Raw genomic sequence first — 14291 nt, 5'->3', positions numbered from 1 at the left:
GCGGCAGATCGCCCGGAGGCGGGTCTGCCACCGGTTCGGGCGGGCCCGGCGGGGGTTCCGGCGGCGGGGTTTCAGGCTTGCGCGGCGGGATGTCGGGGTCGGGCGTGGTATGCACGGAGCTTCCTTGTTCAAGGGTGGATGGGATCGGCGGCTGGCATTGGCATCACGCGTTAGGGGTGGCGCGCGCCGATTTCGTCCAGCAGCCGTGTCAGCGCGTCCAGGTCGGCTGGCTTGACCAGGTGCCGGTCGAAGCCGGCTTCCAGCGCGCGGCGGCGGTCCTCGGGCTGGCCGAATCCGGTCAGCGCCACCAGCGTGGCGCCGCGCATCTCGGGCAGCGCGCGCAGGCGGCGCGCGGTTTCGAAGCCGTCCATGGCGGGCATGCCCAGATCCAGCAGCACCACTTCCGGACGGGCATCGGTGGCGCCCGCCAGCGCGCTGGGGCCGTCGGCGGCGGTCACCACCGTATGGCCGAGCGTCTGCAGTGTCATCATCATGGCTTCGAGCGCGTCAGCGTTGTCGTCCACCACCATGATCCGGCGCGGCACGCCTCGGTGCGGTGCGGCGCGGCCGGAGCAAGGGTGCCACTTCTGCCACGGCTCCACCGGCAGCGTCACCGTGAAGGTGCTGCCCTGTCCGGCGCCGGGGCTGTCGGCGCGGATGGTGCCGCCATGCAGGCGCACCAGCTTTTGCACCAGCGTCAGGCCGATGCCGGGACCGTCATGCTGGAACGCAATGCGCGGCGGCTCTGGCTGGGTGCCGTCGTCGAGCGGGGCCAGCGGATCGAACAGCTGCCGCTGCAGCGCCTCTGACAGGCCGGCGCCGTTGTCGCGCACGCGCACGGTAACGCGGCCACCGGACCCGGCATCGGGCGCAGTGTCCGCCACGCTGTCTTCAAGACTGGCATCGACGGCGATCTGGCCGCCGGCGGGCGTGTAGGCCGCGGCGTTCTGCAGCAGGTTGCTGAAGATCTGCGTCAGGCGCACCAGGTCGCCCCGTACCGGCAGGGGCTGCTCGGGCAGCGACAGGCGCAGCGTATGGCCGCAGGCCTCTATCGTCGGGCGCACGGCTTCCACCGCGGTATTGAGCGCGGTGCGCAGTTCCACCAGGTCCTCGCGCAGCGTGATGCGGCCCTGGTTGAAGCGCGAGATGTCGAGCAGCTCATCCACCAGCCGCGTCAGGTGGTGCAGCTGCCGGCCGATGATGTCGCGCGCGCGGAACATGTCCTCGCGCGAGGGCGAGAGCTGCTGCAACAGGTCCGCGGCGCTGCGCAGCGGCGCCAGTGGATTGCGCAGTTCATGCGCCAGCATGGCCAGGAACTGATCCTTGCGCCGTTCCTCGTCGTGCAGCGCGCGTTCGGCACGGTTTTGCAGCGTTACGTCCTGGCAGGTGCCGGCAATGCGTGACGGCGGCGCGCCGCCGTCGGCCGGCGGGCTTTCCACGCTGCGCACCGGGAACGCCTGCGCGCGGATATCGCGCAGCTCGCCGTCCGGGCGCGTAAGGCGGAACTCGATGTCCAGCTTGCCGTCGCCCAGCATGCTGGCAAAGGCCGCTTCCACGCGCGCCCGGTCGGCCGGGGCCACGCGCTCCAGGCAGCGGCGCGGGTCTTGCGCCAGCTGCTCGGGCGCATGGCCGCACAACGCGGCGAGCGAGGGGCTGGCGAACAGCAGGCGGGGCTCGGCCGGGTCGAGGATCCACACCACGTCGGCCAGCGATTCGGCCAGCTGGCGGAACATGTCTTCATGCGCATGCAGTGCCCGCGAAGTGCGGTGATAGGCGTCCTCTGCGCCGCGCAGCCGCAGCAGCGCCTGGATCGTCGACAGTACCTCTTCCGGCTCGGCAGGCTCGACCAGGTGGCCGTCGGCGCCGCAGCTCAGGGCCTCTACGCGCTGGCGCGCCAGCCCTGGCGAGGTCAGCAGCACCAGCGTGTGGGCGGTCTGTGGATCGGCCTTGAGCAGCCGGCAGACTTCCAGCCCGCTGATATCGGGCAGGCGTGCTGACAGCAGCACCAGCACGGGCTCATGCTGTCGCACCAGCGACAGCGCCGAATGGCCGGTGGCGGCCTCGATCACAGAATACCCGCCGCGATGGAGGATGCGGCTCTTGACGTAGCGCGGCCCCTCGCGGTCATCGACATTCAGGATCAGCGGGGCCGGGTTGGCGGCATGCGGCGTCATGGCATCACGCTGACAGGCGCTTGCGCGCCCGCGCGGAGGGTTGCTCAGGGGCAAGGCCCGGGATGGTCCGCGGCGCCGTGTAAAAGTGCGCCAGCCGCGCCGCACCGCTTGCAAGCTTTGCCGCGACCGCGCGGCTGCCGATTGTAGTTCTTACATGTGCACAGAAGTCATCCATCGCCATTCCCCCTTTTGCATCAGCACGCCTGCGGTCTTTGCCAGGCTGTTGCGCTGGCAGTGGCAAGAGACGTGCCGGACAGGCGCCGCCCGGCACGCAGCGCGGCAAGTGAACTGCATGGCATGCGTTGCGGGCTTCAGTGGCGGGCTGCCTCGCCGGCATGCGCTTCAGCGCTGGGGGACGTGCCGCCGTGCGGTCCGGCTGAGCCGGTCGCTTCGGCAGCTTTCTGCGGGATCTTGCCGGGCTCGGTGGAGCCGCCGCTGGTGGCGCCCTTGCCAAAGCGCGCGGAGATACTGTCCTGGACCCGGCCCAATGCCTCGGCCTGCTGTTTGGCCGCTTCGGCTTCCTTGGACTTCTTGGCTTCGGCGGCCTGCTGCTGCTCGGGCGTTGGCGCCGGCAGGCGTGCCTGCACCGGGGTGGCGGCGAAGGACAGCATTGCGCAGGAAACCAGCAGGTGACGCAAGGCGCGCCGGTTGCGTGGCGCGGCGCCGGCGGCCGCGGCCCGAATCTTCGCGGCGATCCTGAGTTGGCTCATCATCACATCTCCATGTCATGGTTGCACTGCCAGCAGGGCAACAAGGCGCACGCGGCGGGTGCGCCGGGCCGTGTGCCATGACCAGGATGCGGCAAGAAATGTGCCGCTTGGCGTTTTCTGCGGAATCCGCCAGCAACGGGCGGGATGGCTATCCGGCGCCCGCCAGTCGCGCCGCGGCGCGCGTGATCGCCTGCCGGGTGCCGGCGTAGTCCGCCCACGGATCGTCGGCCGCCAGGGTGTCGAGCCTTGGGCCCGCATTGGCTACGGTCCACTGCGCCGCGCCTTTCAGGGTATCGAGTTCTTCCCACCACACCGGCATCGATACGCCCAGCCCCGGGCGTGCCCGCGCCGAGAATGCCGCCGCCGTGGTGGCGCCTACGCCATTGCGCAGGTAATCGATGAAAATCTTGCCAACGCGGTTGCGTGGACCGCTCTTGGCCACGAAGCGCCGCGGAATGGTCGCGGCGACATGGCGCACCACGTCATGCGCGAACGCCTTTACCTCGTCCCAGCCCGCACGCGGCGTGATCGGCACCACCACGTGCAGCCCCTTGCCGCCGCTGGTCTTCAGGAAGCTGGCGAGTCCGAGTTCATCGAGCAGCGCCTTCACCAGCGCAGCGGCCTCCTGCATTTGGGCCCAGGGCACGCCTTCGCCCGGGTCCAGGTCGAAGACGACCCGGTTGGGGCGGTCAATGCTGCGTTTGCTGGCGTTCCAGGTGTGGAACTCCACCACGTTGAGCTGTGCCGCGGACACCAGGCCTTCGGCCGACGCGATTTCCAGCAGCGCGGGATGCCCGGGCCACAGGCCCGGATCGAGCACGTTGAGGCCCTCCACCCGAAGCGTGTCGCCATGCCGCTGGAAGAACTGTTCGCCGCCCACGCCCGACGGCGCCCGCACCATCGCGATCGGGCGCCCGCGCAGGTGCGGCAGCATCAGTGGCGCGGCGCGTTCGTAGTAGCGCACCAGGTCGCCCTTGGTCAGGCCGGATGCGGTGTCGATGACGCGCCCGGCATGGCTGATCGCGACTTTGCCGCCGGTGGCGGTAGCGTGCTTTGCTGCTTTTGCTGATCTTGCTGCAGGCTCGCCCTTGGCCGCCGGCGCTGCCGGCCGCTCCACCGACACCGCGCGCGCCGGCTTGTCGGTGCGCAAGCCGTGAAAGACGGCATGGCGCACGCGGCCTTCGCGGGTCCAGCTGCCGAACGAGGCCTCGGCCACCAGCTTTGGCTGCACCCAGTGCCCTTTTACCCCTGCCGGCACGCTCTCAAAGGGCGCGGAATCGGCGCGCAACGCGTCCAGCTGTGTGCGCAGCGCACTCAGCGTGCGCGTGTCGAAGCCGGTGCCGACATTGCCCGCGTAGCGCAGCCGCCCGCCGCTGTCGTGCACACCAAGCAGCAACGAGCCGATGCCGGCGCGGCTGCCCTTCGGGTCGGTGAAGCCCGCCACCACGAACTCCTGGCGCAAGGTGCATTTCAGCTTGATCCACGTACTGCTGCGCGCGCTGACATAGGCGGCGTCGGCGCGCTTGCCGATCACGCCTTCAAGCTTCATGCGGCAGGCTGCCTCAAGCATGTCGGCGGGGCTGGCCTCGAAGTCCTCGCTGAACTGCAGGCGCGGCGAGGTGTTGTGCGCAAAGATCCGGCGCAGCAGGGCGCGGCGCTCCACCAGCGGCACCTTGCGCAAGTCATGGCCGGCAAAGTAGGGCAGGTCGAACACGAAATACTGGATGGCCTCGACGTGCGCGGTATCGAAGGCGTTCTGCAGCGCCTGGAAGTCGGTTGCGCCATGCTTGCCGAGCACCACGATCTCGCCATCGAGCCAGCCGTCGGGCAGGCCCAGGGTGCCGACGTCATGCGCGAGCGCACGCAGCTTGCTGGTCCAGTCGTGGCCCTGGCGCGTGAAAAGGCGCACATCCTTGCCGTCGATGCGGGCCAGCAGCCGGTAGCCATCGAACTTGATCTCGTAGTGCCACGCCTGCGCGTCGGACGGAGCCTGTTCCACCAGCGTGGCCAGCTGCGGCGCCAGCGCCAGCGGCAAGGCCGCGCGTGGCGCGCCGCGCGGCGGCTTCAGGGACTGCGCCAGGCTGCGCGCACCCGCCGCGGCCTCTGGCGCGCCATCGCCAGGCGGCCGGGCGGTCTTTGCGCGCTTTGCCGCAGGCTTGCGCTGTGTGCCGCCCAGCACGCTGTCCGGCAAGGCCTCGACCACGTCGAACTCAGACGCCGGCACGGCGGCCTCATCGCGCTCCTTGATCAGCAGCCAGGCGTCCTGCTCCTTCTGCCGGCTGCCGTGCATGCGTACCAGGGTCCAGTGGCCGTGCAGCTTTTCGCCGCGCAGCGCGAACTTCAGCTTGCCGGCGCGGTAGCCGGCCTCCGCATCGCCCACCGGCAACCAGGTGCCGCGGTCCCAGACGATGACCGTGCCGGCGCCGTAGTGGCCGGCCGGGATCACGCCCTCGAAGCCGGCGTAGTCCAGCGGGTGGTCCTCGACATGGACGGCCATGCGCTTGTCGGCAGGGTCCAGGCTCGGACCCTTGGGCACGGCCCAGCTTTTCAGCGTGCCGCCGAGTTCGAGGCGAAAGTCATAGTGCAGCCGACGGGCCGCATGCTTCTGGATCACGAAGGACAGCTCGCCGGCGCGCTTGCGCGGCTTGCCGCGGGCGGGCGCGGCGCCGCCGCCAGGCTCAGGCGTGGCGCTGAAGTCGCGCATGCGGCGGTATTTGTCGAGCGCGGCGGGGGCGCCCTTGGCGGCTGGCGCGCCGCGTGCCGCCGGGCGGGCCGTGCTGGCGCGCTTGTCCGTGTGCTTGCCGGTGCGTTTTGCCGCGGCGCGGTGCTTGCCTGGATCCTGTGGCGCTGTCGGTCGCGTGGTCTTGGCCATGGCTGTCGCCGGTTATGTGGGATGTATCCAGCTTAGGCAGCACATGCCGCCGCTGAAATCGGCGCCCGTCCTACAGTGCCCTGCGCAAGCCCCCTGCGCGCGCCGCGGCATGTGGTTCTTACCGGGTGTTGTAAATCTGCGGCGGCCCGCCTGCCGTGGCGCCGCCACCCGGGGCGGCGCCGGACAGGAACGCTCCTTGCGAATCCCCAGCGGCATGCCCGGCACCGTGCCGGGTCTTCCCGAGGAGGATGCGGCAGATGAAACCAACCCTGAAGAACATTGGCTCGCAGGTCATCGTCCTGACCGGCGCCAGCAGCGGCGTGGGCCTGGTGACGGCGCGCAAGGCGGCGCAGCTGGGGGCACGGCTGGTGCTGGTGGCGCGCAGCGAGGGTTCGCTGCACCAGCTGGCCGAAGAGTTGCGCGAGCATGGCAATGAAGTCATCACCGTGGTGGCCGATGTCGGCAAGCATGAAGAGGTTGGCAAGGTGGCGCAGGCTGCCATCGAGCGCTTCGGTGGCTTCGATACCTGGATCAACAACGCTGGCGTGACCATCTTCGGCCGCCATTGCGATGTGCCGCTGGAAGACCAGCGGCGGCTGTTTGATACCAACTACTGGGGCACCGTGCATGGCTCGCTGGCGGCGGCCGCGCACCTGCGCGAGCACGGCGGCGCCATCATCAACATGGGCAGCGAGGCCGCGGACGGCCCGCTGCCGCTGCAGAGCGCCTACGCGGCCTCGCAGCACGCGATCAAGGGCTTTACCGATTCGCTGCGGCTGGAACTGGAGCAGGAGCAGGCGCCGGTCAGCGTGACGCTGATCAAGCCCGCCGGACTGGAAACGCCGCTGGCGATGCACGCCAAGAACTTCCTCGATGTCGAGCCGCGCCTGCCGCCGCCCCTGTATGACCCGGCGCTGGCCGCCGACGCGATCCTGTTTGCCGCCGCGAACCCGCGCCGCGAGCTCTTCGTCGGTGCGGCCGCCAAGGCGTTCTCGGCCGCGGCGTACCATGCGCCGCGCACCTTCGACCGCTTCATGCGCCGCTTCATGGGCCGCGCGCAACAGACGCACCACCCCGCGGGGCCGCTCGAGGACAACGCGCTGTATGGCAGCGGCAGTGGCCTGCAGGAACGCAGCGGCAGCCACAACGCGCTGCACTCCTGTCCCTACACCACCACGGCGCGCCACCCGATGCTGGCCACTGCGCTGGTGGTGGGCGCCTCAGCCGCGGTTGCCGCGGTGTACCAGTTGCGGCACAAACGCTAGTGTCCGGTGCCGCGCACATTGGGTGGCGCATGGGCCGCGAACGCCTATTATTGACTCGAATGCCCGCAGTTGCGGGCATTCGGCCCTCCGCCGCGCGGCGGCGCCAGGCCGCCCGCGCATGGGGCCTGCTGTCTTCACCCCATCACACAGAAGGTGTGCTCATGTCCGAGCCGCAAGCGGAAGAAGGTGTCCTCCGTGCGCCACCCGTGGGCGAGCCGGACGGCGCCAGGGCGGACGATGCCAGCCTCTCGCTGGCGGCACAGTACCGGCGCCTGCTCGATGCGGTGGAAGACTGCGCCGTGTTCGAGACCGATGCGCGCGGGTGCATTGCGATGTGGCCGGATGCCGCGCGGCGCGTGTTCGGCTACAGCGCCGAGGAAATCACCGGCCGTCACTTTTCCTGCCTGCATCGCCCTGACGATGTCGCTGCCGGCCTGCCGCAGCAATGGCTGCAGGCGGCCGCACTCGGAGGCAGCGTGCGCGACGCAGGCTGGCGCGTGCGGCGCGACGGCAGCTTGCTGCAGGCGTCCTGCCTCATGCGGGCCATCGGCGCGGCCGACGAGCCGGGCGCGGGGCATGGCGGTGCCTTGTCCGCGGCGTCCGCGGCGAGCCAGGCCGCCGGCTTTATCGTGTCGTGCCGCGACATTACCGTGCAGCAGGCCGCATCCGAGCATGCCGGGCTGGCCGATACCCGGCTGCGGCTGCTGGCCGACAACCTGCCCGGCACCGCGGTGTGCGAGCTTGACCTGGACGGCACCATCCGCGGCTGGAACGTCGGCGCGCAGGCCCTGGCAGGCTACGCCGAGGCCGAAGCCGTCGGCCAGCCGCTGGCACTGCTCTATTCCCGCCAGGATGCCGCCGCGGGGCGCGACCGCGCGGCGCTGGAAGCCGCGCGCGCCTGCGGCCAGTGGGCCGGCGACGAGCGCGTGGCACGCAAGGACGGCTCAGTGGTGCGTTGCCAGACGCGCATGGTGCTGGTGCGCGACGCCGCCGGCTGCCCGAGCAGCCTGCTGTGGACCGCCCGCGACCTGAGCGATGCGCTGCGGCTGGAAACCCTGGAGGCCGGCAGCCGCCGGCTGCAATCGTTCCTGGCCATCCTCGCGCATGAACTGCGCAATCCGCTGGCGCCGGTGCGCAACGCGGTGGAAGTGATCGCGCTGACCCCGAATGCCGATACGCGCGTGCGCCGCTGCGCCGGGATCATCGACCGCCAGCTGCATCAGCTGGAGCGGCTGGTGAACGACCTGCTCGACGTAGGCCGCGTGACCGCCGGCAAGCTGAAGATGGAGCTGACGCCCACCTCGTACAACGAGGTGGTGACCACCAGCATCGAGGCAATCCGCCCGGTGCTGGAGGCAGCCGGCCAGCAGCTCGTGGTGGCGCTGCCGGCAAGGTCGCCCTACGTGCGCGCCGATGCCGAGCGGCTGGGGCAGGTGCTGCTGAACCTGCTCAGCAACGCGGTCAAGTACACCCCGCGCGGCGGCACCGTCAGCGTGCATGTGAGCGTCGAGCCAGCGCGCGTGATCACCGCCGTGTCGGATACCGGCCGGGGTCTCGTGCCCGCGGCGCTGGACCGCATCTTCAACCTGTTCGCGCAGGAGGCCGACACCGGCAGCCGCAGCGGCCTGGGCATCGGGCTGGCACTGGCCAAGGCCGTGGTGGAGGCGCACGGCGGCGCGATCCAGGCCGACAGCGGTGGCGCGGGCAAGGGCAGCACCTTCACCGTGATCCTGCCGCGCGCCACCGTCCGCCGGCACGAGGCCGGCACGCCGCCGCGGGGGCCGGTGCTGCTGCGCCGCGTGCTGGTGGTGGACGACAATGCCGATTCGGCCGACAGCATGGCCGAACTGCTGAGCCTGCTCGGCCATGAGGCGCGCGCGGCCCATGGCGGCCAGCAGGCACTGGACATGGCCGCCGAATTCCGCCCGGATTGCGTGCTGCTCGACCTGGAGATGCCCGACATGTCGGGCTTTGAAGTCCTGCCGGCATTGCGCCAGGCGTGCGGCCCGCGCGCGGTGCAGTTCCTGGCGCTGACCGGGCGCTGCACTGCCGAAGACCAGCGGCGCAGCAAGCTGGCAGGCTTCCATGCGCACCTGACCAAGCCGCTGGCGATCGATGCCCTGTCGCGCGCGCTGGCCGCGCCGGGCCCTCACAAGGAGCGGTAGGCGTCCAATCGGTTGTACAGCGTCTTCAGGCTGATGCCGAGCGCGTGCGCGGCCTGGCGCTTGTCGCCGTCAAAGCGAGCCAGGGTGGCCATGATGATTTCGCGCTGGGTGTCGGCCAGCGTGGTGCCGACGCGCACGCTGACCACGCCGTCCACCGTGGTGGGCCGCGGCGGCTGCGTGGCCAGGTTGGGGTTGCCGATCTCCACGACCTTGTCCGCCAGGATAAAGGCGCGGTAGACGGCGTTCTTCAGCTCGCGCACATTGCCCGGCCAGTCATAGCGCACCAGCCGCTCCAGCGAGGCGGCCGAAAAGGCCTTGTCGGTGCGCTCCATGGCGTTGTATTCGGCCAGGAAGTGGCGTGCCAGCGGCACAATATCGTCGGCCCGCTCGCGCAGCGGCGGGATATGCAGCGGGAACACGGCCAGCCGGTACAGCAGGTCTTCCCGCAACTGGCCGGCTCGCGCTGCCTCGACCGGGTCGCGGTTGGTGGCTGCCAGGATGCGCACGTCCGCGGCGATGGGCGTGTCGCCGCCAACGCGGTGGAAGGTGCGGCCTTCCAGCACCCGCAACAACTTGATCTGCATCTCGAGAGGCATTTCAGTGACTTCATCGAGAAACAGCGTGCCCCCATGGGCCTGCTCGAAGTAGCCTGCCCTCTGCTCGATCGCGCCGGTAAAGCCACCTTTCTCGTGGCCGAACAGCTCTGACTCGATCAGCGTGGGCTGGATCGCGCCGCAGTTGACCGCAATGAAGGCGCCCTTGCGGCGCGCGCTGCGCTCATGCACCGCGCGTGCCACCACTTCCTTGCCGGAGCCGCTTTCGCCTACTGCAAGCATGGTGACGTCGGTGGGCGCCACGCGCTCGATCTGGGCCAGCAACCGCTGCATGGCGGGCGACGTGCTTTCCCACAGCAGCGAGACCTGCGAGGGTATGGCGCGGCGCGGCGCGGCCTCGCGCGCCGGCTCGGATGTGCTGGCGGCGTGGCTGGCGGGCTGGCCAGAGGGAGGAGCGGCGTTGCTGCGCCGCGGTGTGCTGGCGGTCACGGGCACGATGAAGGCCTCGGTCGGGGCGGCGGGCTTGTCGTGGGAAGTTCCTATGCTAGCCTTTGGCGCAGGGGCTTGCCATAGGTGCGCGACCCCGCGCGGAAACATCCGACAGCTGTGTCAGACGGACACCGGCAACGACCGTGCCTGCCCCCGCTTAGACTGGCATTACGCAGTGGACTTGTGCAACCGACTGAAAATGTCGCAGTCGAAACCCGTGCCGCCCCTGTGCCCGTCGCGCCAGCCTCGCATGGAGCGCGCCGGCGGGCGTCCCGGGCCCGGCAGCAATGGCCGCCGTGGCTCGCGAAAGCAGGCGCCAGTGGATTTCGCCCAAAAGTTTCCAATAGGTCTCACTGACGGATCGTATGCCCCACATCCTGATTGTCGATGACGACGAAAATGCATGTGCCGCGCTAGCCGAAATCGTGGCCATGGAAGGCTTCAGTTCCGCCACCGCGGGCACCCTGCGCGAGGCGCGGCTGCAGATCGGCTGGCGCATGCCGGACGCGATCGTGGCCGACCTGCGCCTGCCGGACGGCAACGGCATGGAGCTGTTCGACGAGGTTGGCGCCTCGGGCGTCGAAGTGATCCTTACGACCGGCTATGCCAGCGTGGAAAGCGCGGTCGAAGCGCTGCGCGCCGGTGCCACCGATTACCTGGTCAAGCCCATCAACGTGGCGCGGCTGCAGATCGTTCTCAGGCGGCTGGCCACCACCGGCGAGTTGCGCGCCGAGATCCATTCGCTGCGCGGTGAGTTGCGCCGCTATGGCCGTTTCGGCCGGCTGATGGGCAGTTCAGAAGTGATGCAGGTGGTCTACGACCAGCTCGCGCGCGTGGCGCCGACTGAAGCCACGGTATTGCTGATCGGCGAAAGCGGCACGGGCAAGGAACTGGCCGCGCAGACCGTGCATGAGCTCTCGTCGCGGCGGCGCCAGCCGTTCCTGGCGGTCAACTGCGGTGCGATCTCGCCCACGCTGATCGAAAGCGAGATGTTCGGCCACGAGCGCGGCAGCTTTACCGGCGCGGACCGCCAGCACAAGGGCTATTTCGAGCGCGCCGACGGCGGCACCCTGTTCCTGGACGAGATCACCGAAATGCCTGCCGAGCTGCAGGTCAAGCTGCTGCGCGTGCTGGAGACCGGAAGCTTCATGCGCGTGGGCACCAACCGCGAATGCCATGCCGATGTGCGCGTGCTGGCCGCCACCAACCGCAACCCCGAGGATGCGGTGGCCGACGGCAAGCTGCGCGCGGACCTGTTCCACCGGCTGAACGTGTTCCCGGTAGAACTGCCGCCGCTGCGCGCGCGCGGCGACGACGTGATCCAGATCGCCAACCTGATGCTGGAGCAGCTCAATGCCGAGCAGGGCACCCGGCGCCGCTTCGCGCCCAATGTGCTGGACAGCCTGCGCCTGCACGCCTGGCCCGGCAATGTGCGCGAGCTGCGCAACTTTGTGCAGCGCGCCTTCATCATGTCCGACGACGACCTCATTACCGAGGTCCAGGTGCCGCTGCAGGTCGCAGCCACGCAGGCGCCGGGCGCGGCGGTGGTGTCGGTGCCGGTGGGCATGTCCCTGGCCGATGCCGACCGGCAGCTGATCTTCGCCACGCTGGAGCAATGCGCCGGCGTGAAGAAGCATGCGGCCGAGATCCTCGGCATCAGCCTGAAGACTTTGTACAACCGGCTGGAAGATTATGCCGCCCGCGGCGAATTGCCAGAGTGGCTGCGCGCCTCGCGCAACGACACCGGATCGTCGGCTAACGGCTGACGGCGTGAGCCAGCGCCTGCGTTTGCGGGGATTGCACCTGTGCCAGCGGGCGGCAGCGCCCTGTGCAGCACGTTTCTTGCTTCCGTCCAGTGCATCCGACCCGGCCAATCCGGCCCGGGACGTGCCAATGCCGAGCCGCACATGACGCAGCAACCCCCGCAGTCCGCGATGCCGGACGCTCCGCACTCTTCGCCAGCCGGTGCCGTGCGCAGCGTGCAAGAGGTGAGCGCGCTGATCGAGCAATCGGCGCATGACCTGCGTTCGTCGCTGAACGCCATCCAGAGCTGGGCCTATGTGCTGGACCGCGCCTTCGATTCCACGCCGGCGCCCGCGCAGCGCGCGCTGGACGGAATTCGCTCCGGCATGCAGCAGCAACTGGCGCTGATCGAGGAGATGGAAGAAGCCGTGCGGCTGCTGGCCGACGAGGGCGCACCGCGCTGGCAGCGCCTGGACCTGCTGGCGCTCATGACCCAGGCCATTGCCGACCGCCGTCCCGCGGCCGAAGCCCGTGGCGTGCTGTTGTCGCCGGTCGCCACTGATGGTGCGGCCGGATCGTCGGAAGCAGGCTATCTGATCGATGGCGACGCCGTGCGGCTGGCCCCGCTGCTGCGGCACCTGCTGGTGCATTGCATCTGGCGCGCGCCGGCCGGCGGCTCGGTCGCCGTGCGGCTATTCAGCGAGCCGGATCACGTGAAGCTGCGTATCACCGAGAGCCCGCCGCTGGACCCGCAGCGCAGCGCCAGCCGGCTGGCCGCGCTGACCGATTTCTTCGGGCGCCGGGCGGCACCGGATGGTGCTGCCCCGGCCCGGCAGAGCAGCGCGCTGCTGCTGACGCGCCGCATGGTGGAAATGCACGGGGCGGCGCTGAGCGCGGAAAACGATGGCAGCGATAGCGACAGGATCAGCGTCTGCATTGCCGTCAGGTTCCCGCGCCACATGCGCGCCTGACGCGGCGCCGCGCAACGATGTAGTTTTTACCGGCCTGTCGCGTGCGCTACACGTAGCGCTTGCCGGTTGGCCTTTGTCGAACTCGCCATACACGCGGCGTCACCACAGCGCCTGCACCGCTCCCCGCCTCTCGCCTGGCCGCTTCCGTTTCTGGCCCGCGCCTTGCATGGATGAAGGACCCAACCAAGGAGGGTACAACCATGCCCAAAGCCAGCCGCAAATCCGACAAGGCCGCGCAGGTTGCTCACAAGCCGTCCGGCGCGAAATCCGACAAGTCCCAGGCTGCCCGCATGAGCGGGCCATCCGCAGGCAAGGCCGGCGCAGGCAAGGCCGCCGCCGGCGACAAGCAACGGGGCAAGGAAGCCAAGACCTACCAGGCCGCCGTGGACGACTCGCTGGAGATGACGTTCCCGGCCAGCGACCCGATCTCGCCGAGCGCAGCCATGCACGCCGAGAAGAAGACGCAAACCGCGCGCGACGACGTCGACTGGAAGCTCAAGCAAGGCAGCGAAAAACAGCCCGTGGGCGCCAAGCCAGCCGGCCAGCGCAAGGGGTCGACCACCCGGCGCTGAAGCGCACACGTCCGTCACCCTGAGTCCATCCCGGTGCCGCGGCGCGGTGCCCCAGTGCCCGCGCCGCGGCCCGCCACAAACGGAGATAGCCATGACCCGAGTCCAACCTGAACCCCCTGGCGAACAACCGCCGCACGGCGCATCCATCGTCGGCGGCATCGACCGCAATTCCCCGGGGCCGGGTCCATTCGTGATGGCAGCCGACACGCTTGAGGGCAACAAGGTGGTTGACCCCGCCGGCGACGAGATCGGCACCATCGACCACATCATGATCGACGTGCTGGGCGGGCGCGTGGCCTACGCGGTGCTGGCCATGGGCGGCTTCCTTGGCATCGGCGAAAAGCTCTTTGCCTTGCCGTGGTCTGCGCTCACGCTCGACACCCGGCGCAAGTGTTTCGTGCTCGGTGTTGAGAGGGACCGGCTCAAGGCCGCACCGGGGTTTGACAAGGACCACTGGCCTAGCATGGCGGACTCGCAGTGGGCTACCAGCATTCACCAGTATTACGGGATTGCGCCTTATTGGGAGGCGGAGCGGTATGACCCTTGGGATGATAGGGGGAGGTGATGGGGGTGTTTTGGCGCATGCGGTTTGCTTGTCGTGCTTGACTGGCGTGGGCTGTTTCGCCGGCGCAGCCGGCGAGTCACTTTTTGTCCGAGCGACAAAAAGTAACCAAAAAACGCGTCGCCTGTGCGGCTGGCAATAAATTGCACGGCGTTGGTGATTCGGGGGGTGGTGATTTCCGCTGATGTGATTGGTGGTTCGAGCCAGCTACGCT

At 69.5% G+C, this 14291-nt stretch carries 10 protein-coding genes; 6 read left to right on the top strand and 4 right to left on the bottom strand.

The genetic code is table 11. From position 1 onward, the window contains the following. Positions 1-170: 170 nt before the first annotated feature. From A3A5_RS0121375 to ligD, 3 genes are all read right to left on the bottom strand, one after another. Positions 171-2174, bottom strand: a complete 2004-nt coding sequence (locus A3A5_RS0121375) for a response regulator (RefSeq protein ID WP_018312562.1) — start codon at positions 2172-2174, stop codon at positions 171-173. A gap of 311 nt (positions 2175-2485) precedes the next feature. Further along, on the bottom strand, positions 2486-2887 hold the full coding sequence (locus tag A3A5_RS0121370; RefSeq protein WP_018312561.1) for a hypothetical protein: 402 nt from the start codon (positions 2885-2887) through the stop codon (positions 2486-2488). 145 nt (positions 2888-3032) lie between these two features. Continuing rightward, a complete protein-coding gene (ligD, locus tag A3A5_RS0121365) occupies positions 3033-5756 on the bottom strand; it encodes a DNA ligase D (protein ID WP_018312560.1) in 2724 nt (907 codons plus the stop codon). 257 nt (positions 5757-6013) lie between these two features. On the opposite strand from ligD, the gene A3A5_RS0121360 reads away from it, so the two are divergent. After that, positions 6014-7021, top strand: coding sequence for an SDR family oxidoreductase (locus tag A3A5_RS0121360; protein WP_018312559.1), 1008 nt, complete (start codon positions 6014-6016; stop codon positions 7019-7021). Between the two features lie 161 nt (positions 7022-7182). Next, complete coding sequence (locus A3A5_RS0121355; RefSeq protein WP_026200982.1) at positions 7183-9186, top strand: ATP-binding protein; 2004 nt, start codon at positions 7183-7185, stop codon at positions 9184-9186. On the opposite strand, the gene A3A5_RS0121350 is transcribed toward A3A5_RS0121355, so the two are convergent. Further along, positions 9171-10235, bottom strand: coding sequence for a sigma-54-dependent Fis family transcriptional regulator (locus tag A3A5_RS0121350; protein ID WP_026200981.1), 1065 nt, complete (start codon positions 10233-10235; stop codon positions 9171-9173). The genes A3A5_RS0121355 and A3A5_RS0121350 overlap by 16 nt on opposite strands. A gap of 359 nt (positions 10236-10594) precedes the next feature. Here A3A5_RS0121350 and A3A5_RS0121345 point away from each other — a divergent pair, with 359 nt between their 5' ends. The 4 genes from A3A5_RS0121345 to A3A5_RS0121330 all read left to right on the top strand — a co-directional run bounded on the left by A3A5_RS0121345 (position 10595) and on the right by A3A5_RS0121330 (position 14080). Continuing rightward, positions 10595-11995: a sigma-54 dependent transcriptional regulator gene (locus A3A5_RS0121345; RefSeq protein ID WP_018312556.1), complete on the top strand. Its 1401-nt coding sequence runs from the start codon at positions 10595-10597 to the stop codon at positions 11993-11995. 141 nt (positions 11996-12136) lie between these two features. Continuing rightward, positions 12137-12943 carry a HAMP domain-containing sensor histidine kinase gene (locus A3A5_RS0121340; protein WP_026200980.1) on the top strand — a complete coding sequence of 269 codons (807 nt, stop codon included), beginning with the start codon at positions 12137-12139 and terminating at the stop codon, positions 12941-12943. Between the two features lie 200 nt (positions 12944-13143). Next, positions 13144-13515, top strand: coding sequence for a hypothetical protein (locus tag A3A5_RS0121335; RefSeq protein WP_018312554.1), 372 nt, complete (start codon positions 13144-13146; stop codon positions 13513-13515). A gap of 91 nt (positions 13516-13606) precedes the next feature. Beyond that, positions 13607-14080: a PRC-barrel domain-containing protein gene (locus tag A3A5_RS0121330; RefSeq protein WP_018312553.1), complete on the top strand. Its 474-nt coding sequence runs from the start codon at positions 13607-13609 to the stop codon at positions 14078-14080. The last annotated feature ends 211 nt before the right edge of the window (positions 14081-14291 follow it).

The sequence above is a fragment of the Cupriavidus sp. UYPR2.512 genome, assembly GCF_000379565.1.
Classification (GTDB): Bacteria; Pseudomonadota; Gammaproteobacteria; order Burkholderiales; family Burkholderiaceae; genus Cupriavidus.
This window is presented reverse-complemented; position numbering and strand designations above follow the sequence as displayed.

Bases quoted from the DNA above. Each gene is read 5' to 3' on its own strand.
- A3A5_RS0121360 (WP_018312559.1), top strand. From the start codon at position 6,014: ATGAAACCAACCCTGAAGAACATTGGCTCGCAGGTCATCGTCCTGACC.
- ligD (WP_018312560.1), bottom strand. From the start codon at position 5,756: ATGGCCAAGACCACGCGACCGACAGCGCCACAGGATCCAGGCAAGCAC.
- A3A5_RS0121335 (WP_018312554.1), top strand. From the start codon at position 13,144: ATGCCCAAAGCCAGCCGCAAATCCGACAAGGCCGCGCAGGTTGCTCAC.
- A3A5_RS0121345 (WP_018312556.1), top strand. From the start codon at position 10,595: ATGCCCCACATCCTGATTGTCGATGACGACGAAAATGCATGTGCCGCG.
- A3A5_RS0121375 (WP_018312562.1), bottom strand. From the start codon at position 2,174: ATGACGCCGCATGCCGCCAACCCGGCCCCGCTGATCCTGAATGTCGAT.
- A3A5_RS0121340 (WP_026200980.1), top strand. From the start codon at position 12,137: ATGACGCAGCAACCCCCGCAGTCCGCGATGCCGGACGCTCCGCACTCT.
- A3A5_RS0121370 (WP_018312561.1), bottom strand. From the start codon at position 2,887: ATGATGAGCCAACTCAGGATCGCCGCGAAGATTCGGGCCGCGGCCGCC.
- A3A5_RS0121330 (WP_018312553.1), top strand. From the start codon at position 13,607: ATGACCCGAGTCCAACCTGAACCCCCTGGCGAACAACCGCCGCACGGC.
- A3A5_RS0121355 (WP_026200982.1), top strand. From the start codon at position 7,183: ATGTCCGAGCCGCAAGCGGAAGAAGGTGTCCTCCGTGCGCCACCCGTG.